Origin of the sequence: Pantoea sp. CS_6 (assembly GCF_041954745.1) — a bacterium.
GTDB lineage: Bacteria > Pseudomonadota > Gammaproteobacteria > Enterobacterales > Enterobacteriaceae > Pantoea > Pantoea stewartii.
The window spans coordinates 167,111-192,518 of the sequence record NZ_JAVAYG010000006.1 but is presented as its reverse complement, the minus strand read 5'-3'; the positions used below and the strand labels follow the sequence as shown (position 1 = coordinate 192,518).

Sequence of the window (25,408 nt, the reverse complement as noted above, 5' to 3'; positions counted from 1 at the left end):
ATTACAGCCCCAGCTTGATCAGGTTAGGCAGGTTAGCTTTATCCAGACTTTCCGTGTTGTTGCCCAGAATGGTGTGCGTTGTCTGATCCACTTTCACCTTGCCCAGGCCGTCAATCGTCATACCGTCCGTAATCGGTTCGTTCTTCTCCACCTTCTCGGCAATACGGATAAACACTTCACCGGCGGTATGTGGATTCCAGATATAGCCGCCCTTGATCGCCCCGCGGTTAACCAGTTGCGCGCCCTGACCCGGACTGAACGCCCCAATGACACAGACCTGATTGGTTTTATTGCGGTTCATAACGGCGCGACCGGCACCAATAGGGCCCTGCGAACCGAAGGCTAAAATGCCTTTCAGATCGGGATACTTAGACATCAGTTCATTGGTGGTACGGATGGACTCGTCCAGGGATTCGCCTACGCCAAATTTGTCCGTAACCAACTGCATGTTGGGATAGTGCTGCTTTTGATAATCCAGCGCGGCATCGGTCCACTGCTGATGAAGCGGCACCGTCAGGCTCCCCACGTATATGGCGTATTTCCCTTCGTCATGCATACATTGCGCCAGCGCTTTCATATGATTGATGCCGTGCGTTGCGGCATCCACTAATTCAAAATCCCAGTTTGCAAACTTCTGGCCTGGCGATTCGTGGGTAATGACTTTGATGCCGGCTTCACGGGCGCGCTGCAAGACGGGCTCAAGCACTTTGGGGTCGTTGGGGACGACGCCGATAATGTCCACTTTCTGGGCAATCAAATCTTCAATGGCACGCACCTGCAGGGCAGGATCGGCTGCGGTCGGCCCCACCATCCAGGCGTCAATGCCGCGTTTGGCTGCTTCGCTTTTAATTCCGGCTTCCATAGCGTTGAACCACGGAATACCACCGATTTTCACCACGATGCCCATGCGTATTTTGTCCGCCGCATGGGACTGAAAAGCCAGTAATGCGAACAACGAACAGGCGATAAGCTGTTTTTTCATAAAGGCTCCATTTAATTATTTATAAGCTGCACAGACTGGGGGCGCTGCGAGCAGTCAATAATATTGACGCCGTTCCAGGCCAGTTCCTGTTCCAGCTCTTTATCTTTCAACTGGTCAGTAATGAGAAAATCCACATCACGGTAATGGCAAATACGCGCGAATGAGGGCCGAAGAAACTTAGAGCTATCCAGTAATAAATGTTTTCGTTCTGCTGCCAGAATCAGCTGTTGTTTTAAATGTGCATGACGTTCATTTCCTTCGCGTAAATAACCGTCATTGCCCAGACTGCTGCATGAAAAAAAGATCTTATTTATTTGAAACTCTTTTAACGGCTGCTCGGTAACAATGCCGTGAAAATCTTCATAACGATCTGAATATTCTCCGCCCAGACAAATGGTGCGAATACTGCCGCGCGCTGCCAGCGTCTGGACAATGCGTAACGAATTGGTTAATACCGTTAATTCAATATCCGGTAATTGCCGTGCCAGATAAAAACACGTGGTACTACTGTCGAGTAATAAGCAGTCGCCCACACTAATAAAATCCAGCGCGCGTTTCGCGATTGCCATTTTGGCGTCAACATGTTCGTTTACGCGTTGACGAAAAGACGATTCAGATTCATTAATCTCGCGATTATTAACCTGTAGCGTTGCACTGTGTCGTTTAGCCGGAACCGCACCACCATGGCTTCGCTGTAAAATACCTTTCTTTTCCAGTTGTGCTAAATCGCGGCGAATCGTTTCCTGAGAAACCCGACATAACGCGGTGAGTTCAGCGACAATAACCCGTCCGTTACACATTAATTCATCGATAATTCTCTGCTGGCGTTCAATCGGCAACATAATGGCCTCCGATGGCTATAAAGTACTGGAAGGCACGCGGCAAAAATGTGGCCTGAGCGTGGGTACGCAGGACCTGTTTTTACAACGCGCATAAAGAGATCTGTGCTGGGTTTTAATGAAACGAAATGAAAGAAATAATATTGTTTAGTGATTTGTCTCACTAAATAAGGGTTATTTAGCGGTCTCAGGATCCGCTGTGAACATTTTATCCTGCATTCTGCAGCGACTCTATCATGCCCGCTTTTGCCCGTTTATGTGTATTTGACCGCTTTGCCTGTCCGGATAGTCCGACGAATCCGATTGAGAGAACGCTGACGAATACGCATGATGACCGCATTGCGCACGACAGGGCGCTACGGCTGTTGCAAAATGGATGTTTTTTAGGCAGTTAGCTGCGCTTGCTGGGCACTTCACAGAATGCGAACGTCGTGACGTGCGCGATTGCGCTATCATCTTCCACTCAGAGAAGTTGGGGCTCGATTTTCTTAATGTGGTACAGGATGAAATCGCTGTTTGCGTTGCCTTTATTCATGGTCGCCGCCGTCCAGGCTGAACCGGTGCAGAAACTGTTTTCTGACTGGCAGTTAACCTGCAATAACGCGGCCTTTTGCGTTGCGCGCAGCACGCAGGGTGACCGTGGTTTGGTGATGACCCTGTCGCGACATGCCGGGGCGGATGACCAGCCCCTGTTACGTATTGATTACGGCAGTGCCTATAGTGGTGCGCTGCCGGGTCCAGCGCTCAAAGATAATCTGCTGGTGGATCAGCGTCGTCTTCGTCCTGATTTCAAGCACTGGGACGTAGAGCCGCATCATCTTGCGACCCGTAACCCGATTGCCATTAACGAATTTCTTGAACTCACCATGGATGCAAAAAATCTGCAGCTGACGTTCAGCGCCAGCCCACAGGTTTCATTGCGTGGCATGAAAGCGGCCCTGTTGTACATGGACGACGTGCAGGGGCGGGTGAATAGCATGAGCGCCTGGGTTCGACGGGGCGAACGCAACGGCGTGCCTGCTGCTCCGGCGATTCCGCAACTGCCACCTCCCATGGCCGCGCCTGCACCGCTGACGCGGGAAGAAACCAGTGGCCTGATCGATTACGGCACCTGGCGGGTTAATTCAGACACCTGTTCGCTCGATCCACTGCGACGCGAAGTCAGCGTCTCGCCGCTGACGGACAAAAAAGCCTTGCTGCTGGTGAGCTGTGAGATGGGGGCGTATAACGTGATCGATCGGGCGTTTGAAGTGACGCGCGCGCCGCCCTATGTGGCACGCGGTGTCAGCCTGACTTTACCCTTTACGCCGCCCGAGGGAGGAGAGCGCCAGCTGGAGCTGATTAATGCGGATTACGATGCGGCAACCGGCCAGCTTTACACCTTTGGTAAAGGGCGGGGACTGGGCGACTGCGGTACAGCGTCCCGCTGGCAGTTTAACGGTGAGCACTTTGTGTTAGCGGAATATGCCGAAGAATCAACCTGCGATGCCTGGCACAGCAGCGATGACTGGCCCACGCTCTGGGTAAGCCAGTCAGCCTCTGCGGATGGCAGCCGTTAAGGAATCGCCTGCACCATCATGGGGGAACCGGTCTGATTGCCCACCAACTCCGCCAGCAGGTTATTTACACCGTCACTCATTGGCGTGAAGCGGGTCAGGGGAGATCGGGTCACCACCACAAAAACGCCCACATTATTCTGCGGCACCATCGCTATATAGGTGATGAAACCCCCGCCACCGCCGGTTTTCTGAATGATGCCCGGACGCCCCTTTGACGGTCCCATATAAACCCAACCCATGCCGAGAGCGTCGGCTTTACCTGGCACGTCCATTCCATCCACCTTGTGAAGCTGATCGCGACGGTAGATTAATGTCTGCAGGCGATCGATCTGTGGCGTGCGGCGATTCACGGAGGAGTTCAGAAACTGCTGCATCCAGCGTCCCATATCATCCGGCGTTGAATAGACGCCACCGCTGCCGATAGCCGCCAGCGTGTTATTACACGGACTGGCTCCTTTTTCCGCCACCATTAAACGGGCGCACTGTTCGGGTGACGGGGTAAACGTGGTGTCCTTCATGCCCAGCGGGCGGGTGATCAGCTGCTGAAACAGGGCCGGATAGGGTTTACCCGCCGCACGTGACAGCGCATCACCCAACAGATCGTAACCCAGGTTGGAATAGGCCGCATTGGTGCCGGGTGCCGCTTTCAGGCTGGCGGTGTTCAGCCAGTTCCAGCGCTCACTTTGCGTAGGCCAGACAAAAACCGGACGATGCGGTTTACCGCCGGGCTGTTCGCGCGGCAGGCCACTGGTATGAGTGGCGAGGTTAATCAACCGAATCGGTTGACCGTCGAAACCAGGGACCCGTTTTCCCGGAGGCGCATACTTACTCAGCGGATCGTCCAGACGAATCTCGCCGCGCTCGGCCATTTTTACCATCACCTCACTGGTCATTAATTTACTGAGCGAGGCAATACGAATTAACGAATCCTTTTGCGGACGAATATTGTTGCCGGGCCGGGTATCACCAAAGCTGGTAAAGACACGCTGATTACCGTCTATTGCCACCAGGGCCATGCCGGTGGCACCACTGGCATAAAAGATATGCTCTGCATAGCGATCGACAATCTGGGAGGCCAGTAAGGGATCGGGCGCAACCTGCGCCGTGCTTTTAAGGGGAAGCAAAGAAACCAGTAAAGCCAGTAAATAAGGAGTGCGCATTTTCAACGGAGAGGGCTTCGCTATAGGAGTCGGGTGAAAACCTATAGTAATCAGTTTAAGGATGACGGGAAGAGCAAAGCACAGTTTTTTTTATTTCAGATTACAGTCAGCTGGCGATGGCGGCCATGGACATCAGCGGGCGGGGGATATGTTTTGCCCCGCAGAGGCCGCCGGACCGAGCCGCTGCACTGGCGGCGTGGCGCGCCGCAGTTCATGGACGTTTGTACATGCGCCTGGGATGGCCCACTTTGCCATACAGCATTTCTACCGTCAGAAAGCCGGTTTCCACGCAGTGCTCCAGATAGCGACGGGCGGTTGTTTTACTGAGCCCGGTTTCGGCCATCACCTCATCAACCGAAAAAAGCCGCGTGGTGGCTGGCGTAAAAAGTGTCTGGACCCGCGCGAGGGTCGTTTCCTCAATACCTTTGCTGCCGTTATCGTGCGGGTAGTTCTTCGCCTGTAGCTGATAAAGGACATCGACATTTTTCTGATCGACAATCTTCCATGTGCGCTGCTGGTCTGCGAAAGCGATAAAGTTGGCAAGCGAGCGGTTAAGCCGTTTCCAGGACACAGGTTTAAGGACGTAATCGAAGGCACCGTTGCGGATGGCCTGGCTACAGGTATCCATATCACTGGCCGCCGTAATAAAAATAATGGAACAGTTTGCGTGGGCCAGCAACGGATCGCCAATCAGGGTGATGCCTTTGCCATCGGGCAGATAATTATCCAGCAATAGCAGCTGTGGCGCACTGATGGCAAGCTGCTGTCTGGCTTCTGCGAGTGACCCGGCGATACCGATCAGCCTGAGTTCAGGGTGTTTACCAATCAGTTCGGCATGAAGCTGAGCCAGTTCAGGCTCATCTTCCACAATCAGGACAGTCACAGGCTCATGTTGCATCGCGGACCTTCTCCGTTTCCGTTACGGGACAGCGGTGGGTTTGCGCGCAGGGGATAAACAGCGAGAAAATGGCGCCACGTGGCACATTGTCGCTGACCTCAATGGTTCCCCCTGTGCGGGTAATATAGCTTTCTGTTAAATACAGCCCGATGCCGTGATCGCCCCGGGTTTTCGTGGTGACGCCACGTTCAAACATGGATTCGCGGATGGCAGGTGCAATGCCCACGCCGTGATCCGCCACTTCGATGATCAGCTCACGGGCGCTGAGCTTAATCAGCACTTCAACAGGTTCATGAGGCATCGGGGCGCGTTGCGTGGCTTCAATCGCGTTGTCCAGCAAATTGCCAATGACCGAGATCAGTTCAGCCTCTGACAGTGGGGGAAAGGGCTTGTCCATCAGGCATGCGGGATCAAAGTGGAGGATAACGCCTTTTTCTCTGGCGCGTGCCGCTTTGCCCAGTAACAAGCCGCACAGCAGTGGCGAGCTGAAGCGTGCGGAGACAAAGTCCAGCCACTCCTGCTCGTGTTCTGACTGCGCCTCAATGTAGTCAATCGCGTCTTCAAAACGCCCCATGTGCAACAGCCCGGAAAGCGTGTTCATTCGGTTAAGCTGCTCATGCCGCATAATGCGCAGATTATCGACATAACGTTTCACCTGGCTGAGCTGGGCGCTAAGGGAGTCGATGTCGTTAAAATCGCGGAAGGAGATTACCCAGCCCATCAGCGCGTCCTCCAGCATGATACGTACCCGGCTGGCGATGACGGTGAGCGCGTTAAACTGGCTAATCTCATCGTGGGTATCTTTCTCCAGCATCACGGGCTGCGATAAAAAGGGGACGGGCGAAATGATCTGGCTGACAGACTGCCCTCGCAGCGCCTCGGCGGACTGTGAAAGGCCTAACAGCTTTCGGGCGGCCTGGTTGATCACTTCGATCTGCAGGTGTTCATTGATGACAATCACGCCTTCATAGATCGATTCCATCATGGCGTTTTGCTGACGGACCATCAGGCCGATCTCGCGCGGTTCCAGCGAGAAAATCTGTTTTTTAATATTGCAGGTGAAAAACCAGGAGAAAATAAACAGGGCGATAAGCACCAGGGCCGCCACGATCAGCAGGTTGATCATGTTGCTGAACGTGATGGCATCCAGATAGCGGGCGAGATAACCAACGGACACGATACCGACCACCTGCCCGCGATCGTTCAGGATAGGCGATTTGCTGCGCAGGGAGATTCCCAGTCCGCCTGTCCGGATGGTGGTGATACTTTTCCCTGCCAGCACTGCCGCGTTGTCTCCGCCGACCAGGGGTTTGCCAACCCGGTCCGCCGTCACCGAGTGAAAAAGGTGCAGGCCACGGTTATCGCCAATCACCATAAAACTGGCATCGCTTTTCCGGGCAATAGCCCTCATCAGCATATTAATGGCCGGGATATCCCGATCCGCCACCGCTTTTCTCAGTTCCGGAATCAGCGCGATTTCGTCTGCCTGCACCTTCGCGCGCATGCTCATCGCCTGATAAAGCTGCCGGGTGATGCTGACGTAGTAATAGCTTCCCAGTAACACGAACAGGACAGACGAAAAAACAACGAGCGAAAGAAACAGCTTCGTTTGAAATGACAATTTCATGACTGTCACGCGCATTTTGGAATAATAACTTCAATGTATCATCTTTTTAACAACAGACACTACATGCGTTTATCTGTTTGATATTAATGGGATTAAATCGTTTTCAGAGGGCAGGGAAGCGTCAGCAAAGGACAAACAACGGCTGCGGGGAATAAAAACCATAAACACCACGACGATTACCAGGATGCGGATCACGCTCTGGAAATAACACCATTAAAACTTTATGCCAGATACCTTCTCCTTCACGTAATTCCGCTTTTTTTCACGGCATTCTGAAAAAAAACGATGATGCAAAGAGGTTAATAATGCGCTCACCTGATAATTCTTTTCTGTCTGATACGCTGGCCCGTTCACCGCGCAGGAAAACCCTGAAGGAGCAGTGGTGGCATATTATGGATAACTGGAAAGTCGGGATTATCCCTCTTCCTCTGTTTGTGCTGGCCGGTGTGCTCATTGCACTGGACTGCCTGAGCGGGAAACTGGCCAGCGATATCGTCGTCATGGTCGCCACGCTGGCCTTTTTTGGTTTTGCCTGCGGTGAATTTGGTAAACGTCTGCCGGTGGTGGGCCGTCTGGGCGCCGCAGCTATCTGCGCAACCTTTATTCCCTCTGCGCTGGTCTATTACGGGTTACTTCCCGATATCGTGGTGACCTCAACAACGCAGTTCTATAAATCGACCAATATTCTCTATCTCTATATTTGCTGCATCATCGTCGGCAGCATCATGAGCATGAACCGTACGGTGCTGATTCAGGGCTTTCTGCGCATCTTTTTTCCCATGCTGTGCGGTGAAATCGTGGGCATGATTGTCGGCATGGGCGTCGGATTAGCGTTGGGGCTGGAGCCGTTCCAGATTTTCTTTTTTATCATTCTGCCCATTATGGCGGGTGGCGTCGGCGAAGGGGCCATTCCGCTCTCCATCGGCTATGCGGCGTTGCTCCATATGGATCAGGGCGTAGCGCTGGGCCGTATCCTGCCGATGGTGATGCTGGGTGGCGTGACCGCCATTATTATTTCCGGCTGCCTGAACCAACTGGGTAAACGTTATCCGCACCTCACCGGGGAAGGCCAGCTGATGCCGAATGTCACGAACGTTGAGCCCGAGCCGCTGCAGTCCGTTTTTTCCGGTAAAGTTGACGTAACGGCCATTGCCTCCGGGGCGCTGCTTGCGGTGCTGCTCTATATGGTAGGGATGCTGGGGCAGAAGCTGACAGGGCTGCCTGCGCCGGTAGGGATGCTGTTCCTGGCCGTGCTGGTGAAACTGGTCAATGGCGTTTCGCCCCGTATTCTGGCCGGTTCTCAGGTGGTCTATCGCTTTTTCCGCACCGCAGTGACCTATCCCGTCCTGTTCGCTGTCGGTGTGGCCATTACGCCGTGGCATGTGCTGGTCACTGCGTTTACGCTCACCAATCTGCTGGTCATTATCAGCACGGTCAGTGCGCTGGTCGCAACGGGCTTTTTTGTCGGGAAAAAGATTGGCATGCATCCCATTGATGTCGCCATTGTTTCCTGCTGCCAGAGTGGGCAGGGCGGGACGGGCGATGTAGCCATTCTTACCGCCGGTAACCGCATGGGCCTGATGCCGTTTGCTCAGATCGCGACGCGTATCGGTGGAGCCATCAACGTTTCGCTCTCTTTGCTGCTGCTGAGCCACTTTTTAAAGTAACGGTTGTTAAGGTCAGCAAGGCGGCAGGATTAACCACAGCATGCAGGGGCACGGCGAAAAACGTGGTTACCGAAGAAGGTGGGTTTTCAGAAAGCAGCACGCCAGCGTCAGGCTGGCGTGCTGAGAGCAAAACCGCGATCCGGCTGAGGAAGCCGGATCGCGTGAGTGCGAGGATTATGCCGGTTTCAGCAGGGCTTCGGCATGGCTGACGATGTTTTCTATCGTGAAGCCAAACTCCGCGAACAGCTTTTCTGCTGGCGCAGATTCACCGAACGTAGTCATCCCGACAATGGCACCGTCCAGCCCGACATACTTATACCAGTAATCTGCAATGCCTGCTTCCACGGCCACGCGTGCTTTCACAGCGGAAGGCAGCACAGATTCGCGATAAGCCGCATCCTGCGCTTCGAACAGATCCGTTGAAGGCAGTGAAACGACCCGCACCTTATGGCCGCCGGTCGTCAGCTTCGTTGCTGCACCCAGCGTAATCTCCACTTCAGAGCCGGTGGCAATCAGAATGACGTCTGGCGTGCCCTCACAGTCTTTCAGGACGTAACCGCCGCGTTTGATATTCGCCACCTGTTCCGCCGTACGCTCCGGCTGTGCCAGATTCTGACGCGACAGGATCAGGGCGGTAGGCCCATGATGACGCTCAATCGCAGCCTGCCAGGCCACAGCGGTTTCCACCTGATCGCACGGACGCCAGACGCTCATATTCGGCGTAACGCGCAGGCTGGCAATCTGCTCTACCGGCTGGTGGGTTGGACCATCTTCACCCAGACCGATTGAGTCATGGGTATAAACCAGAATCTGGCGGGCCTTCATCAGGGCCGCCATGCGCGCGGCATTACGGGCGTACTCGACGAACATCAGGAAGGTCGCGGTATAGGGCACAAAACCACCGTGGTGGGCAATACCGTTACCAATGGCTGTCATACCAAATTCACGCACACCGTAGTGGATATAGTTCCCGGCCGGATCCTCTTTGATGGATTTCGAACCTGACCAGATGGTGAGGTTACTGGGTGCGAGGTCGGCAGAGCCGCCCAGGAATTCAGGCAGCATTTTGCCGTAGGCTTCCAGTGAATTTTGCGAGGCCTTGCGGCTGGCGATTTTTTGCGGATTCGCCTGCAGATCGGCAATGAATCGGGCAGTTTCCGCTTCCCAGTTTGCGGGCATTTCGCCGTTCATACGCCGCGTATATTCTGCGGCCAGTTCAGGATAAGCCTGCTGATACGCGGCAAACTTATCGTTCCAGGCTTTTTCGCGTGCCGCGCCAGCTTCTTTAGCATCCCACTGCTGGTAAATCTCTTGCGGGATCTCAAACGCCGGATAATTCCAGCCCAGTTGCTTGCGCGTCAGGGCGACTTCTTCTTCACCCAGCGCGGCCCCGTGTGCCTCTTCTTTACCGGCTTTATTCGGTGAACCAAAGCCAATAACCGTGCGGCAGATAATCAGTGACGGCTTATCGGTGACGCTTTGCGCTTCTTTAATTGCGGCTTTAACGGCCTCGGCATCGTGACCATCAATTTCACCGACCACGTGCCAGTTGTAGGCTTCGAAACGTTTGTGCGTGTCATCCGTAAACCAGCCTTCGGTCTCTCCGTCGATGGAAATGCCGTTGTGGTCATAGAAGCCGATCAGTTTGCCCAGACCAAGCGTTCCGGCCAGTGAGCAGACTTCGTGGGAAATCCCCTCCATCAGACAGCCGTCGCCCATAAACACATAGGTGAAGTGGTCAACGATATCGTGTTGTGGACGGTTAAACTGCGCAGCCAGCGTCCGTTCCGCAATGGCCAGACCCACGGCGTTTGCCAGACCCTGACCCAGCGGACCGGTCGTGGTTTCCACGCCCGGCGTGTAGCCAATTTCCGGGTGGCCCGGTGTTTTGGAGTGCAGCTGGCGGAAGTTTTTCAGCTCTTCAATCGGTAAATCGTACCCGGTCAGGTGCAGCAAACTGTAAAGCAGCATTGAGCCGTGACCGTTAGACAGGATAAAGCGGTCACGATCCAGCCAGGCGGGGTTGGTCGGATTATGCTTGAGGAAATCGCGCCACAGCACTTCGGCGATATCTGCCATGCCCATTGGCGCACCAGGATGACCGGATTTTGCTTTTTGTACCGCATCCATACTTAATGCGCGAATCGCATTCGCCAACTCTCTGCGTGAGGACATAAAGGGTCTCCCTTGTTAAGCATCAGGGCGGGAGTGAGCCCGCCCGGTAAAAGAGGGGAAAAACTACAGGCGCGCCGCCAGCACATCTTCCAGTTTTTGCTGGTCAACGGCGAACTGGCGAATACCGTCTGCCAGTTTTTCGACCGCCATAGGGTCCTGATTATGTTCCCAGCGGAACTCCGCTTCGGACAGCGGCGACGGCTGATGGAAACATTCAGTGGAAGGCTCAAGCTTACGCTCTACGGGCGCCTCGCTGTTCTGTAACTCTTCCAGCAGGTTAGGTGACAGCGTCAGCCGATCACACCCGGCCAGCGCCAGTACCTGTTCGACCTTACGGAAGCTGGCACCCATGATGATGGTGTCATAGCGATGCTTCTTATAATAATCGTAAATACGGCGCACCGATTTCACGCCCGGATCTTCGTCGACGTTATACGGGTCCATGGGCTTGCGGCTGTTGTACCAGTCATAGATACGGCCGACAAACGGCGAAATCAGATAAACCCCGGCTTCGGCGCAGGCGCGCGCCTGGGCAAAAGAGAACAGCAGCGTCAGGTTGCACTGGATACCATTCTTTTCCAGCTCTTCTGCGGCTTTAATGCCTTCCCATGTGGAGGCCAGTTTGATCAGGATGCGAGAGCGATCAATGCCGTGCTCTTCATACATGCGGACCAGCTTTTCTGCTTTCGTGACGCACATGCCACGATCGAAGGAGAGGCGCGCATCCACTTCGGTCGAAACACGGCCTGGTATGCTTTTCAGAATTTCCATACCGAGGTTAATGGCCACTTTATCGCTGGCGTTAATAATCTGCGTTTCTTTGCTGCCACCCTGTTTTTTCGCGTAGTCGATGGCGTCATCAATCAGATGTTTGTAAGGCTGGAGAGCAGATGCTTTCAGAATAAGCGAAGGGTTAGTCGTCGCATCTTGTGGGTGATAATTACGGATGGACTCAATATCGCCACTGTCAGCCACCACGGTCGTGAACTGTTTAAGGGCTTCAAGCTGGTTCATTTCTACACTCCTTGAAAAATACGTTGTAACAAAAGGGAACACCTCTGGCCTCGTGCCCTAATCAGTGCAGACATTACCCGTCGTAGTAACGCCGACTCACCACATTGCAACAGACCAGGTGCAGTGAAAATGCGTTTTCTCTGAATGTTGTGCGATGAGGGTTGCGCGCAACCACCCGAGATGACATTTCTGCGGATAACGACTGTCCAGCCATTAAGGATAGCAGCCATGAAAAATGACGCAGGGTAGACTGTGGCAATCTGTGCGTTAAGAAAGAAGGTTCTTTGAACCGCCTCACCGCTTTGTGATGGTGTGCTTTCTATACTGAACATCCACTTACCTGGCGAAGAAGGATGTTTAATGGATGACCAACTGAAGCAAAGTGCGCTTGATTTTCATCAGTATCCCACTCCCGGAAAAATTCAGGTTTCCCCCACCAAACCTCTTGCCACCCAGCGGGATTTGGCGCTGGCCTATTCTCCTGGCGTGGCGGCGCCCTGTTTAGAAATCGCCGCCGATCCGCTGGCGGCGCACAAGTACACCGCGCGCGGCAATCTGGTGGCGGTGATTTCAAACGGTACGGCGGTACTGGGGCTGGGGAACATCGGCGCACTGGCCGGGAAACCGGTGATGGAAGGCAAGGGCGTTCTGTTTAAGAAATTCGCGGGCATTGACGTTTTTGATATTGAGGTCGACGAACAGGATCCCGATAAGCTGATCGAGGTGATTGCCGCGCTGGAACCCACGTTTGGCGGAATCAATCTTGAAGATATTAAAGCGCCCGAGTGTTTTTATATCGAACAGCAACTGCGGCAGCGCATGAAAATTCCGGTGTTTCATGATGACCAGCATGGCACGGCCATCATCTGTACGGCGGCGGTGCTGAACGGACTACGCATCGTCAACAAGGCTATCGCTGATGTACGGCTGGTGGTGTCAGGCGCGGGCGCATCGGCCATTGCCTGTATGAATCTGCTGGTCGCGCTGGGCTTGCAGAAAGACCATATTCAGGTGTGCGATTCGAAAGGGCTGATTTACCGTGACCGCGAACCCAATATGGCGGCCACCAAAGCCGATTATGCCGTGGAGGATCACGGCAAGCGCACGCTGGCCGACGTGATCGAGGGCGCAGATATTTTCCTGGGCTGTTCCGGACCGGATGTCCTGACGCAGGATATGGTGAAAAGCATGGCGAAAGATCCGCTGATTCTGGCGCTGGCAAATCCCCATCCCGAAATTCTGCCGCCGTTGGCGAAAGCCGTACGGCCGGATGCGATTATCTGCACCGGACGTTCTGATTTTCCTAATCAGGTGAACAACGTGCTCTGCTTCCCGTTTATCTTTCGTGGCGCGCTGGATGTGGGGGCCACCGCCATCAATGAAGAGATGAAGCTGGCGGCCGTACACGCCATTGCCGAACTGGCACAGGCGGAACAAAGCGACGTAGTGGCTTCGGCCTATAGCGATCAGGACCTGCGCTTCGGACCGGACTATCTGATTCCCAAACCCTTTGATCCACGTTTAATCGTGCAGATAGCCCCTGCCGTGGCGAAAGCGGCGATGGCGTCCGGCGTGGCAACCCGGCCTGTGGCTGACTTTGATGCCTACCGGGAGCAACTTACGGAGTTTGTGTATAAGACCAACCTGTTTATGAAGCCGATCTTTTCCCAGGCGCGTAAAGCCCCGAAACGGGTGGTGATGGCGGAGGGCGAAGAGGTGCGGGTGCTGCATGCTACGCAGGAGCTGGTCTCGCTGGGGCTGGCGAAACCCATCCTGATAGGTCGCCCCAACGTGATCGCCATGCGGTTAGAAAAACAGGGGCTAAAAATTGAGGCCGGAAAGGATTTTGAAATCGTGAATAACGAATCCGATCCCCGCTTTAAAGCGTACTGGAATGAGTATTACCAGATGATGAAGCGGCGCGGTGTCACCCCCGAGCAGGCGCAGCGCGCCGTTATTGGTAATCCGACCCTCATCGGTGCCATCATGGTCTACCGTGGTGAGGCCGATGCGCTGATCTGCGGCACCATCGGCGATTATAACGAGCACTACGAGATTGTGGAGCGCGTGCTGGGCCTGCGGAGTGATGTGAAGGTGGCCGGGGCCATGAATGCGCTGTTACTGCCGAATGGCAACACGTTTATTGCGGATACTTACGTCAACGCCTATCCTACACCGGAACAGCTGGCGGATATAACGTTAATGGCGGCGGAAACCGTCCGTCGCTTTGGGATTGAGCCGCGCGTGGCGTTGCTGTCGCACTCCAGCTTTGGCACCTCCAGTGCGCCTGGTGCGCAGAAAATGCGCGATGTGCTGGCGCTGGTGCAACAGCGCGCGCCTGAGCTGGAAATCGACGGGGAGATGCACGGCGATGCGGCGCTGGTGGAAAGCATCCGGCGGGAAATCATGCCCGACAGCCCGCTGAAAGGCAGCGCAAACCTGCTGATCATGCCCAACGTGGAAGCGGCGCGCATCAGCTACAATCTGCTGCGCGTGTCCTGTTCGGAAGGCGTAACGGTCGGGCCGGTGCTGATGGGCATGACCCGGCCGGTGCACGTGCTGACGCGCATCGCGTCCGTGCGCCGGATCGTCAATATGGTGGCGCTGGCGGTGGTGGAAGCGCAGACGCAGCCGCTGTAATCAACCGGGGCGGCGACCCGGGTTGCCGCCCCGGCACGTTCCTGAGCCGGCAGCGTGGATTACTCAGGCAGGTTGAGCCAGTTTTTCACCGGCAGGAAGTCACGGTAGAGCGCGGCCTCGGGTGAGTCAGGTTCAGGATGATAGTTATATTCCCAGCGCACCATGGGCGGCAGGGACATCAAAATGGATTCCGTTCTGCCTCCGGTTTGCAGGCCAAACAGCGTGCCCCGATCCCACACCAGATTGAACTCTACATAGCGACCCCGGCGGTAAAGCTGGAACTGGCGCTCGCGGTCGCCATAAGGCATGTGCTTGCGGCGCGCCACAATCGGCTGGTAAGCGTCCAGAAAGCCCCGGCCGACGGCCTGAATAAGGGCAAAACTTTGTTCAAAGCCCGGCTCGTGGATATCGTCAAAAAACAGCCCACCAATACCGCGTTGCTCGTCGCGGTGTTTCAGATAGAAATAGTCGTCGCACCACTTTTTAAACCGGGGATAGACATCCTCGCCAAAAGGCTGGCAGATATCGAAGGCGGTCTGATGCCAGTGCAGCGCATCTTCTTCAAACCCGTAAAACGGCGTCATATCAAAGCCGCCGCCAAACCACCAGATCGGCTCGGCACCGGGTTTTTCGGCAATGAAAAAGCGCACATTCGCATGACTGGTCGGTACATACGGGTTGTTGGGATGGATAACCAGCGAAACGCCCATGGCTTCGAAACTGCATCCGGCCAGCTCAGGACGATGTGCCGTCGCGGAGGCGGGCATCTGGTCGCCATGAACGTGGGAGAAATTCACGCCAGCCTGTTCAAACACGGCACCATTACGCAGCACACGGCTTCGTCCACCGCCACCGCCGGGGCGTTCCCAGCGGTCTTCAGTGAACTGCGCGCCGCCGTCTTCGGCAGTCAGCTTGCGACAAATCTCATCCTGCAAATCCAGCAGGAACGTTTTTACGCGGGAGATATCAGGCATGGGATAGGCTTCTCTTAGTAAAAATTGGCCGTGATTATAGCTGATCTACTATGACATTCGACGATCATACTCATCAAAGTAGTTAATGATACCTGTGGCGATAGCCGAGGCAATCTTCTGCCGAAAGGCGGTCGTGCCCAGCAACTGCTCTTCGCGCGGATTGGTAATAAAAGACGTTTCCACCAGCACCGAGGGAATGGACGGCGACTTCAGCACGGCAAAGGCGGCCTGTTCGGTATGCTGACTGTGAAGGTGATGCACCGGGCGAATCTGGTCCAGAACGTGTTTGCCCAGGGTCAGGCTGTTTCTGATGGTGTCCGTTTGCACCAGATCGAACAGAATCTGCTGTAAATACTGGTCCTGCTGTTCCACGTTGGCTCCGCCGACCTTGTCCGCGTCATTTTCACGTTTCGACAGGTAACGCGCCATGCTGCTGCTGGCACCCCGATTGGATAACGCGAACACAGAGGCACCGCTGGCATCCGGGCTGGTATAGCCATCCGCATGGATTGACATAAACAGGTTCGCACCGTGCTGATGCGCAATCTCCACCCGCTGGTAGAGCGGAATGAAATGGTCGCTGTCACGCGTCAGGCGGACCTCGATACGCGGATGTGACTGCAGCAGACTGCGCACATTACTGGCGATGTCTAAAACAATGTGTTTTTCTTCGGAACCCTCTTCGCCGACCGCACCCGAATCGATACCGCCGTGGCCCGGATCGAGCATCACGATGCGCTTGCCGTTGTTAACCCGCGGCCTGGGCGACGAGGGTCGGGTAGAGAGCGAAGCCTGCTGTTCCTTCGCCTGCACCGCGCGCGGGGACAATATGGCGAGCGCCAGCCCGGACAGCAGCAGCTGGCGACGATGAATTAAACGTTTGAGTAAGTGCATGTGCATGTCCCTGAGCAATCATAATGCACCGTGTTATAGCGTAACATTATGCCCGGTGCGATCTTTCAACCATTTCAGGTTATTACTTTGTTTTTCAGCCTGGTAACAGGCAATTTCTTTTTTTTTAACGTTGCCGTCAGCAGCCAGGGTTGCACCCGCCGAAGAAAGCGTGATAATCAGCAAATTGAGGTGAACTGCAGGTACAGAAGATGGAAATCCGCACCTTCCGCCAGGAAGATTTTGAAGAAGTGATCACGCTCTGGGAACGCTGCGATTTGTTACGGCCATGGAACGATCCGGAGCTGGACATCGAACGCAAAATGCATCATGACGCCGACCTGTTTCTGGTGGCGGAAGTCGGGGGCGAAGTCGTCGGTACCGTAATGGGCGGTTACGATGGTCACCGTGGCGCGGCTTACTATCTGGCGGTGCATCCGGATTATCAGGGCCGCGGCTTTGCCAATGCCCTGATGAATCGCCTGGAGAAAAAACTCATTGCGCGCGGTTGCCCTAAAATTCACCTGATGGTGCGGGAAGAGAACGACCAGGTCGTTGCCTTCTATGAAAAGCTGGATTATGAAACGGTCGATGTGGTGTTGCTGGGCAAACGTTTAATCGAAGATCGTGAATATTAATTCGGTCTGGCCGCCTGAGGAGTACGACGACAAAGGGCAACTGCGCCTGCCGTTTCTTTTCTGGCTGATTCTGCTATTGCAGTCGCGCACCTGGTGGCTCCTGGTGATGGCCGGCGCGTCACGCCAGCAGGGAAACGATCTTCTGGCTCTTTTCTATCCGGATCGCCAGGCGTTCTGGTCAGGACTGGTGCTGGGTCTGCCAGCGCTGTCGGGGCTGTTGCTCACGGGCTACCGGTCGCGTTTACCCCGAGTGTGGCGCAGCTGGCGCCTGGTGCTGGTGGTCTCGTTAGGGGCGAATTTGCTCTGGCAGAGCGTACAACTCGTCCAGACCGATCTGCTCAGCTCACCGTTGCCGCTGCTGTTTACGCTGTTTGATCTGCTGGCACTGCTGTGGTTACTGATCAGTGTCCGGCTTCGCGCCTGCTTTTTGCCGCCACACGATCCCGAATAAACTTTTTGCCGCTTTGCGACTCCAATCCGTTTTGCCCAGGTCTATTTATTAACAGGAGTTTTCATGAAAGCTGTTCGTTACACGATACTGACGGTGGCCATGCTGGTCAGTGGGTGTGCCAGTTCCTCCGGCCCTGACGCCAACAGCAGCCAGCAGGTACGCTGGTGGAATCCATTGAGTTACCACTGGTCTTCTGCGCTGCCATGGAACTGGTTTGGTCCTTCACTGACGATCAGCGATCAGGGCGTTGGTGGGATCAACAGTGCCACGGCGATGAACGAATCGGCCATCAAAGACGGGCTTAAGGGCAACTACGATCTGCGTCAGGGCATGCGTGGCCAGAACGGTCAAGTGGTGTCCTTCTGGCAGGCGATGAAGGACGGTCAGGTTAAGCTGGTCATTTATGGTCAGTCACAGGTTGACCGCATTGAGGTGACGGACAACGACATTGCCAGTGCCGACGGCAGCAAAATTGGCGATGCGTTTAGCGCCAGATATGACAAAGCCTTTAATAACTGCATTGTGGCTGCCGGGTTAGACAATCATGACGTCGAATGCCGTGTGCCTGGCAGCCCGCATCTGCGCTACGTTTACAGCGGGACTTGGCACGGTCCGGAAGGATTACTGCCCGCCGATGACACGCTGAAAAGCTGGAAACTCAGCAAGTTCGTCTGGCAGCGTTAAGCCCCGTAATTTTTGCCTCCCGCAGGGCGTTCAGTGCGCCCTGCCAACCCAATTCTGTTTTTGCGCATTCTTTTCCCGCCGCCTTATGCCTTTTTCGACTTTGAAATCAACAAACGATATATAAAACCGTTACGGGTTTACGCTGAGTTATAAATAAACTGCTGTATCTGCGGATGAGATCTGCATCAAATTTCTTCAGGGTGAACCATGACCTTCAAAGCGATGAAAAAAATCGTGAGCGGAATCGCGCTGTCGCTGGGCCTTGCTGGCGCCGCGCACGCCACAGAGCTGTTAAACAGCTCTTATGACGTTTCACGTGAACTGTTCGTCGCCCTGAACGCGCCTTTTGTCAGCCAGTGGGATGCGCAACATCCGGACGATAAACTCACCATCAAAATGTCGCATGCGGGTTCTTCTAAACAGGCGCTGGCCATCCTGCAAGGGCTGCGTGCCGATGTGGTGACCTATAATCAGGTGACGGATGTACAGGTGCTGCATGACAAAGGCAAACTGATCCCGGCCGACTGGCAAACGCGCCTGCCGAATCACAGTTCACCGTTTTATTCCACCATGGCGTTTCTGGTTCGCAAGGGTAACCCTAAGCAGATTCATGACTGGTCCGATTTAACCCGTAACGACGTGAAGCTGATTTTCCCGAATCCGAAGACCTCGGGTAACGGGCGTTATACCTATCTTGCCGCCTGGGGTGCCGCAGAGAAAGCGGACGGCGGCGACCAGGCAAAAACGCGCGCCTGGATGACACAGTTTCTGAAAAACGTCGAGGTTTTCGACACAGGCGGACGCGGCGCCACCACCACCTTTGCTGAACGCGGCTTAGGGGATGTGCTGATCAGCTTCGAATCGGAGGTCAACACCATTCGTAATCAGTACGGTAAAGAGGATTACGAAGTCGTGGTGCCAAAAACCGATATCCTGGCGGAGTTCCCCGTCGCCTGGGTCGATAAAAACGTTGAACACAATAAAACAGCCGACGCGGCGAAGGCTTATCTGACCTGGCTGTATTCGCCCGAGGCACAGAAAATCATTACGGACTTTTATTATCGCGTGAACAATCCGCAGCTGATGGAGCAGCAAAAAGATCGCTTTCCAGCCACACAGCTGTTTCGGGTTGAAGACGTATTTGGTAGCTGGAATAACGTTATGAAAACCCATTTCGAAAGTGGCGGTGAACTGGATCAACTGTTAGCGGCGGGGCGTGGATAATGTTTGCAGCCAGCCAAAAACGTGTTTTGCCCGGTTTCGGCCTGAGCCTGGGCACCAGTCTGCTGTTTACCTGCCTGATTCTGCTGCTGCCCATCAGCGCCCTCATCATGCAGTTGTCGCAGATGACATTGCAGCAATACTGGGACGTGGTGACCAATCCCCAGCTGATTGCAGCCTATAAAGTGACGCTGCTGTCGGCCGGCGTTGCCTCATTGTTCAATGCCCTGTTTGGCATGCTGATGGCCTGGGTTTTAACGCGTTATCGCTTCCCGGGTCGCGCGCTGCTGGATGGTTTAATGGATTTGCCCTTTGCATTGCCAACCGCCGTCGCAGGGTTAACCCTGGCCGGTCTGTTTTCGGTAAACGGCTGGTACGGTCAATGGTTTGCTCATTTCGACATTAAGATTTCCTACACCTGGATTGGTATCGCGCTGGCGATGGCCTTCACCAGTATCCCGTTTGTTGTCCGGACGGTGCAGCCGGTGCTGGAAGAGTTAGGTCCGGAATACGAAGAGGCGGCGCAGACTCTGGGCGCAACGCCCTGGCAAAGTTTCCGTCGCGTTGTGCTGCCGGAAGTGGCTCCGGCGTTGCTGGCGGGCACTGCGCTGTCGTTTACCCGCAGCCTGGGCGAGTTTGGCGCGGTGATCTTTATCGCGGGCAATATTGCCTGGAAAACAGAAGTGACCTCACTGATGATTTTCGTCCGTCTGCAGGAGTTTGATTATCCGGCCGCCAGCGCCATCGCGTCGGTCATTCTGGCGGCGTCGTTGCTGCTGCTGTTTGCCATTAATACCTTACAGAGCCGCTTTGGCCGTCGTCTGGGAGGTCACTAATGGCCGATATTTCGCAACTCAATCATGCCGATCGCCAGCCCGTAAACTGGGGTAAATGGCTGCTTATCGGCACGGGTGTGCTGATCTCGGTGCTGCTGCTGGTGGTGCCGATGGTCTCCATCTTCTGGGAAGCGCTGCACAGCGGGCTTGGCCTGACTCTGCGTAACCTGACCGACAGCGATATGCTGCACGCGATTTGGCTGACCGTACTGGTGGCGCTGATTACCGTGCCGGTTAATCTGGTCTTCGGCACCTTGCTGGCCTGGCTGGTCACCCGCTTTACGTTTCCTGGTCGCCAGCTGTTGTTAACCCTGTTTGATATTCCGTTTGCGGTCTCGCCGGTTGTGGCTGGCCTGATGTACCTGCTGTTCTGGGGCATTAACGGTCCGGCAGGCGGCTGGCTGGATGCCCACAATATTCAGGTGATGTTCACCTGGCCGGGTATGGTGCTGGTCACCGTCTTCGTGACCTGTCCGTTCGTGGTTCGCGAACTGGTGCCGGTCATGCTGAGCCAGGGCAGTCATGAAGATGAGGCTGCGGTGCTGTTGGGCGCGTCGGGCTGGCAGATGTTTCGCCGTGTGACGTTACCGAATATTCGCTGGGCAATGCTGTACGGCGTGGTGCTGACCAATGCCCGCGCCATTGGCGAGTTCGGTGCGGTATCTGTGGTATCCGGCTCCATTCGCGGCGAAACCTACACTTTGCCGCTTCAGGTCGAATTACTGCATCAGGATTACAACACGGTGGGTGCCTTCACTGCCGCCGCGTTGCTGACCGTCATGGCCATCCTGACCCTGTTTTTGAAAAGCATTGTGCAGTGGCGCTTAGAGCAGCAGCACAAACGCCTGCAACTGGAGGAAAATCATGAGCATTGAGATTAAACAAATCAACAAATCCTTTGGTCGCACAGCGGTGCTGAACGATATTTCACTGGATATCCCGTCGGGCCAGATGGTGGCGTTGCTGGGGCCGTCCGGTTCCGGTAAAACGACCCTGCTGCGAATTATCGCCGGGCTGGAGCATCAGAACAGCGGCCAGATTCGTTTTCATGAGCATGACGTCAGTCGCCTGCATGCCCGCGATCGTAAAGTCGGGTTTGTTTTTCAACACTATGCGCTGTTCCGCCATATGACCGTGTGTGACAACATTGCCTTTGGCCTGACCGTGCTGCCGCGTCGTGAGCGGCCATCCAGTGCCGAAATCAAAAATCGTGTAACACGTCTGCTGGAGATGGTGCAGTTATCGCATCTGGCAAACCGCTTTCCGGCTCAGCTCTCGGGTGGTCAGAAGCAGCGCGTGGCGCTGGCAAGAGCACTGGCCGTCGAGCCGCAAATTCTGCTGCTGGATGAGCCTTTCGGTGCGCTGGATGCCCAGGTGCGTAAAGAGCTGCGCCGCTGGTTACGCCAGCTTCATGAAGAATTAAAATTCACCAGCGTGTTTGTCACGCACGATCAGGAAGAGGCAATGGAAGTTGCCGACCGCGTCGTGGTGATGAGTCAGGGCAGCATCGAGCAGGTGGGCACGCCGGATGAGGTCTGGCGCGATCCGGCGACGCGCTTCGTGCTGGAATTCCTGGGCGAAGTTAACCGCTTTGACGGTGAGGTTCATGGTTCCCAGTTCCATGTCGGGGCGCATCACTGGCCGTTAGGCTATACCTCCGCCCATCAGGGCGCGGTTGATCTGTTCCTGCGTCCCTGGGAAATTGATGTTTCGCGTAAAAGCAGCCTGGAAACCCCTTTACCGGTACAGGTCCTTGAGGTGAGTCCGCGTGGCCATTTCTGGCAGTTGGTCGTTCAGCCTGCGGGCTGGCAGAGCGAACCTTTCTCGCTGGTGTTCGACGGTGACCAGACCGCGCCACTGCGCGGCGAGCGCCTGTTTGTCGGGCTGCAACAGGCCCGGCTCTATCAGGGCGCCACGCCATTGCGGGCAGTTGCCTTTGCGCACAGCGCCTGATATTTTCTTTTTCACGCAGGGCGGGACAATGTCCCGCCCTTTTTTAATGTTTATACCGCCATACCTCAGGCTCTGGCCTGATTCGTAACGGTATCGTTTCGCCAGGATATGCACCGTGACCACTCTGGAACACACAATCGGTAATACACCGCTTATCAGGTTACAGCGCCTGACGCCTGACAATGGCAGTGAGATCTGGCTGAAACTGGAGGGCAACAACCCCGCCGGTTCCGTCAAAGATCGCGCAGCCTGGTCGATGATTCATCAGGCGGAACGGCGAGGCGAGATAACACCGGGCGATCAGCTGATTGAGGCCACCAGTGGCAACACCGGTATCGCGCTGGCGATGATCGCGGCGATGAAAGGCTACCGGTTGCGCTTACTGATGCCGGATAATATGAGCCAGGAGCGGCAGGATGCGATGCGTGCCTATGGGGCCGAGTTAGTCCTGATAGGTCGGGAGCAGGGCATGGAGGGCGCGCGTGATTTAGCCCAGGCGATGGCGGCGCGCGGTGAGGGAACGGTGCTGGACCAGTTTAATAACCCAGACAATCCACTGGGCCACTACCAGACCACGGGACCGGAGCTGTGGACCCAGTCGAATCAGCGCATGACGCATTTTGTCTCCAGTATGGGCACCACCGGCACGATTACCGGCGTAGGGCGGTTTTTAAAAGAACATAAGACGGGCGTGAAAGTGATTGGCCTGCAGCCTAAAGAAGGCAGTAGCATTCCTGGGATTCGCCGCTGGCCTCAGGCGTATTTGCCCGGCATTTACCGGCCCGAGTTGGTGGATGAGGTAATTGATATGGGGCAGCAGGAAGCCGAAGAGACCATGCGGGCGCTGGCCCGGCGTGAAGGTATTTTCTGCGGCGTCAGCTCAGGCGGATCGGTCGCGGGCGCACTGCGTATTGCCAGCGCCCATCCTGGAAGCGTCGTGGTGGCCATTGTTTGTGACCGTGGCGATCGCTATCTCTCTACCGGCGTTTATCAGTAACGTCACGCAGCCATTACGCCCTCTGAAGGCTTATGCTGCGCCGTCGGCTGCCTGAGTCTTGTTTATTTGGCTAAGCTTACTGGCATCTGTAAGGATCGCGTAAAACTGGCTGCGCGTTTCGCTGGCCCGGTTCAAAATAGCGCCAGTGACGTAAGAGAGATAACAATGAAAATCCTGCTGGTAGATGACGACGTAGAATTAGGCACGATGCTGAGCCAGTATCTGATCACGGAAGGCTTTGATACGCAACTGGTGTTAACCGGCACTGCCGGTGTGCAGGGGGCGCTGTCCGGTGAGTACAGCGCCATGATTCTGGATATTATGCTGCCGGATATGAGCGGCACCGATGTCCTGCGCCAGGTGCGCCAGCAAAGCCGTCTGCCGGTGATTATGCTGACGGCCAAGGGCGACAATATTGATCGGGTTATCGGCCTGGAAATGGGGGCCGATGACTATATGCCCAAGCCGTGTTATCCCCGTGAGTTGGTGGCGCGCTTGCGTGCCGTACTGCGTCGGATTGAAGAGCATGCGCCTCTGCAGGATAAAAAAGAGACGCTGCAATGGGGAGAGTTAACACTCAATGCGGCCAACCGCGTGACGGAATGGCAGGGGAAAGCCTTTGATCTGACCGCCTCTGAATTTAATCTGCTGGATTTGCTGCTGCGTTCACCGGACCGGGTGGTGACGAAAGACGAGCTGTCTGAGAAAGGCCTGGGACGACCGCGTGAAGCGTACGATCGCAGCGTGGATGTGCATATCAGTAATATCCGTCAGAAGCTCAGCGCGCTCACCGCCGACAGCATCACCATCGAAACCGTTCGCAGCATTGGTTATCGCATTCGATGAATCAAACTTACCGTGGGCGCATGTTCTGGAAGATCCTGCTGGGGTTCTGGCTGGTTTTCCTGATTATCAGTCAGCTGATCTGGCTGGGTTTCTCACTTTCCGGTACACGGCATCATCCCCCTGAATATTTGGTCACCCAGCGGCTGGCTGACGCGCTGATGGCGTCAGCCGTGTCGGTGCTGGAGCGGGGCGGCCCGTCAGCGCTGGATGCGATGATGGCGGAGTGGGCCCCGGAAGATCGGGCGTTTTTGCATGTACGCGCACTGGATAATCTCCGCAACGCAGAGGCACCGCCGCTTGCGCCCGAAACGCCCGAAAAATCCTTTTTTCCCGACCATCTTGTGCGCCAGGCACAGAGCCCGGACGGCAAGAGCTATGAGCTGCTGTACGATCTGAAAGGCATACGCACAATGAGCCGGGAGGGGCGGCCACATAATTTCCTGAATATTCCTGAGCCCATGTTCATTTTCGCCGGGTCTGTGGGGTTGCTGTTTAGCCTGCTGCTGGCATGGAACCTGACGCGCCCTATGCGACAACTGCGTGAAGGTTTTTCGCGGGTAGCCAATGGCGACTTAAGCATCAGGCTCTATCCTGCGCTGCGTAAGCGTCATGACGAGCTCTCCAGCGTGGCGCAGGCGTTCGATGCCATGGTTGAACGCCTGGACACGTTGGTGCGTGCCCGTGAAGCCCTGCTTCATGACATCTCTCATGAACTGCGCTCGCCGCTTGCCCGTCTGCAGCTGGCAACGGGCCTGGCGCGACAGCGGCCAGAAAACGTGAATGACTCGCTGGATCGCATCGACGAAGAGGCACAGCGGCTGGATAAGATGATTGGTGAACTGTTAACCCTGGCGCGTGCCGAGCATGAAAGTGTGCCGGGCGAACACTATTTTGATTTGGCCGGCTTATTAGAGGCGGTGGTTACCGATCTCCGTTATGAAGCGCAGATCCCCGGCGTCGAGGTCGTGTTTAACGTTGATGAGCAGGCCGATCATACCGTACGCGGGAATGCTGAGTTATGCCGGCGAGGCATTGAGAACGTGCTGCGTAATGCTTTACGCTTTTCGCTGCCGGGTCAGCGCATTGAGGTCAGCCTGCAGGTTGAGCAACAGTGGCTGGCGATTCAGGTGCGGGATCAGGGACCAGGCGTCGATGAGAATAAGCTGTCCAGCATCTTTGATCCCTTTGTCCGGGTCAATTCGCCGTTACTGGGTAAAGGCTACGGGCTGGGGCTGGCAATTGTGCGTAAAGTGGTACTGGCGCATCATGGCGAGGTCAGGGCGGTTAACCGGCCTGAAGGCGGACTGGAGCTGACACTGCGTTTGCCCCGCTGGCAGCCGCATTAAGCAGAGACGT

Annotated in this window: 22 protein-coding genes; 13 read left to right on the top strand and 9 right to left on the bottom strand. The window is 55.3% G+C overall.

Translation table 11 applies throughout. The features are described from left to right. Position 1: 1 nt before the first annotated feature. Together RAC90_RS11290 and RAC90_RS11285 are read right to left on the bottom strand one after the other, a co-directional pair. Entirely contained in the window at positions 2-982 is a 981-nt protein-coding gene (locus RAC90_RS11290) for a substrate-binding domain-containing protein (protein WP_054633363.1), read from the bottom strand. Between the two features lie 11 nt (positions 983-993). Next, positions 994-1,824 (bottom strand): DeoR/GlpR family DNA-binding transcription regulator, encoded by an 831-nt coding sequence (locus RAC90_RS11285; RefSeq protein ID WP_006118387.1) that lies wholly within the window; start codon positions 1,822-1,824, stop codon positions 994-996. 488 nt (positions 1,825-2,312) lie between these two features. Here RAC90_RS11285 and RAC90_RS11280 point away from each other — a divergent pair, with 488 nt between their 5' ends. Next, a complete protein-coding gene (locus RAC90_RS11280; RefSeq protein WP_205958709.1) occupies positions 2,313-3,380 on the top strand; it encodes a DUF1176 domain-containing protein in 1,068 nt (355 codons plus the stop codon). On the opposite strand, the gene ampH is transcribed toward RAC90_RS11280, so the two are convergent. The 3 genes from ampH to RAC90_RS11265 form a co-directional block, all read right to left on the bottom strand. Beyond that, positions 3,377-4,540 (bottom strand): D-alanyl-D-alanine-carboxypeptidase/endopeptidase AmpH, encoded by a 1,164-nt coding sequence (gene ampH / locus RAC90_RS11275; protein WP_170317965.1) that lies wholly within the window; start codon positions 4,538-4,540, stop codon positions 3,377-3,379. The two genes, RAC90_RS11280 and ampH, sit on opposite strands and share 4 nt — an antisense overlap. A 211-nt stretch (positions 4,541-4,751) precedes the next feature. Further along, positions 4,752-5,438 carry a response regulator gene (locus tag RAC90_RS11270; RefSeq protein ID WP_054633367.1) on the bottom strand — a complete coding sequence of 229 codons (687 nt, stop codon included), beginning with the start codon at positions 5,436-5,438 and terminating at the stop codon, positions 4,752-4,754. Further along, the gene (locus RAC90_RS11265) at positions 5,428-7,065 is read right to left on the bottom strand and encodes an ATP-binding protein (RefSeq protein WP_375124344.1); all 1,638 of its coding nucleotides are present in this window, start codon (positions 7,063-7,065) and stop codon (positions 5,428-5,430) included. The genes RAC90_RS11270 and RAC90_RS11265 overlap by 11 nt, the downstream gene beginning before the upstream one ends. 305 nt (positions 7,066-7,370) lie before the next feature. Between RAC90_RS11265 and RAC90_RS11260 the strand changes: the two genes are divergently transcribed. Next, positions 7,371-8,732 (top strand): 2-hydroxycarboxylate transporter family protein, encoded by a 1,362-nt coding sequence (locus tag RAC90_RS11260; RefSeq protein ID WP_033740821.1) that lies wholly within the window; start codon positions 7,371-7,373, stop codon positions 8,730-8,732. A gap of 174 nt (positions 8,733-8,906) precedes the next feature. Here the strand turns inward: RAC90_RS11260 and tkt are convergent, their stop codons facing one another. After that, entirely contained in the window at positions 8,907-10,907 is a 2,001-nt protein-coding gene (gene tkt, locus RAC90_RS11255; RefSeq protein WP_367143793.1) for a transketolase, read from the bottom strand. A gap of 63 nt (positions 10,908-10,970) precedes the next feature. Beyond that, positions 10,971-11,921 carry a transaldolase gene (tal, locus tag RAC90_RS11250; protein WP_033740815.1) on the bottom strand — a complete coding sequence of 317 codons (951 nt, stop codon included), beginning with the start codon at positions 11,919-11,921 and terminating at the stop codon, positions 10,971-10,973. 360 nt (positions 11,922-12,281) lie between these two features. Here tal and maeB point away from each other — a divergent pair, with 360 nt between their 5' ends. Continuing rightward, positions 12,282-14,561: an NADP-dependent oxaloacetate-decarboxylating malate dehydrogenase gene (gene maeB, locus RAC90_RS11245; protein ID WP_375124343.1), complete on the top strand. Its 2,280-nt coding sequence runs from the start codon at positions 12,282-12,284 to the stop codon at positions 14,559-14,561. 59 nt (positions 14,562-14,620) lie between these two features. Here maeB and hemF read toward each other — a convergent pair whose 3' ends face one another. Together hemF and amiA are read right to left on the bottom strand one after the other, a co-directional pair. After that, positions 14,621-15,535, bottom strand: a complete 915-nt coding sequence (gene hemF, locus RAC90_RS11240; protein WP_033740812.1) for an oxygen-dependent coproporphyrinogen oxidase — start codon at positions 15,533-15,535, stop codon at positions 14,621-14,623. A 48-nt stretch (positions 15,536-15,583) separates the two neighbouring features. Continuing rightward, entirely contained in the window at positions 15,584-16,429 is an 846-nt protein-coding gene (gene amiA, locus RAC90_RS11235; RefSeq protein ID WP_033740810.1) for an N-acetylmuramoyl-L-alanine amidase AmiA, read from the bottom strand. 209 nt (positions 16,430-16,638) lie between these two features. Between amiA and RAC90_RS11230 the strand changes: the two genes are divergently transcribed. From RAC90_RS11230 to RAC90_RS11185, 10 genes are all read left to right on the top strand, one after another. Next, positions 16,639-17,064 carry a GNAT family acetyltransferase gene (locus tag RAC90_RS11230; RefSeq protein WP_006117810.1) on the top strand — a complete coding sequence of 142 codons (426 nt, stop codon included), beginning with the start codon at positions 16,639-16,641 and terminating at the stop codon, positions 17,062-17,064. Further along, on the top strand, positions 17,054-17,515 hold the full coding sequence (locus RAC90_RS11225) for a DUF2919 domain-containing protein (protein ID WP_033740808.1): 462 nt from the start codon (positions 17,054-17,056) through the stop codon (positions 17,513-17,515). Before RAC90_RS11230 ends, RAC90_RS11225 begins: the two co-directional genes overlap by 11 nt. A gap of 63 nt (positions 17,516-17,578) precedes the next feature. Next, a complete protein-coding gene (locus RAC90_RS11220) occupies positions 17,579-18,199 on the top strand; it encodes an RpoE-regulated lipoprotein (RefSeq protein WP_033740806.1) in 621 nt (206 codons plus the stop codon). Positions 18,200-18,406: 207 nt separating this feature from the next. Continuing rightward, complete coding sequence (locus RAC90_RS11215) at positions 18,407-19,423, top strand: sulfate ABC transporter substrate-binding protein (protein ID WP_054633371.1); 1,017 nt, start codon at positions 18,407-18,409, stop codon at positions 19,421-19,423. Next, positions 19,423-20,256, top strand: a complete 834-nt coding sequence (cysT, locus tag RAC90_RS11210) for a sulfate/thiosulfate ABC transporter permease CysT (RefSeq protein ID WP_039339876.1) — start codon at positions 19,423-19,425, stop codon at positions 20,254-20,256. The genes RAC90_RS11215 and cysT overlap by 1 nt, the downstream gene beginning before the upstream one ends. Next, entirely contained in the window at positions 20,256-21,131 is an 876-nt protein-coding gene (gene cysW / locus RAC90_RS11205; RefSeq protein WP_006117805.1) for a sulfate/thiosulfate ABC transporter permease CysW, read from the top strand. Before cysT ends, cysW begins: the two co-directional genes overlap by 1 nt. After that, complete coding sequence (gene cysA / locus RAC90_RS11200; RefSeq protein WP_375124342.1) at positions 21,121-22,209, top strand: sulfate/thiosulfate ABC transporter ATP-binding protein CysA; 1,089 nt, start codon at positions 21,121-21,123, stop codon at positions 22,207-22,209. Before cysW ends, cysA begins: the two co-directional genes overlap by 11 nt. A gap of 115 nt (positions 22,210-22,324) precedes the next feature. Beyond that, a complete protein-coding gene (gene cysM / locus RAC90_RS11195) occupies positions 22,325-23,206 on the top strand; it encodes a cysteine synthase CysM (RefSeq protein ID WP_033740803.1) in 882 nt (293 codons plus the stop codon). A 165-nt stretch (positions 23,207-23,371) separates the two neighbouring features. Further along, entirely contained in the window at positions 23,372-24,052 is a 681-nt protein-coding gene (locus tag RAC90_RS11190) for a response regulator transcription factor (RefSeq protein ID WP_006117802.1), read from the top strand. Continuing rightward, a complete protein-coding gene (locus tag RAC90_RS11185; RefSeq protein ID WP_006117801.1) occupies positions 24,049-25,398 on the top strand; it encodes an ATP-binding protein in 1,350 nt (449 codons plus the stop codon). The genes RAC90_RS11190 and RAC90_RS11185 overlap by 4 nt, the downstream gene beginning before the upstream one ends. The last annotated feature ends 10 nt before the right edge of the window (positions 25,399-25,408 follow it).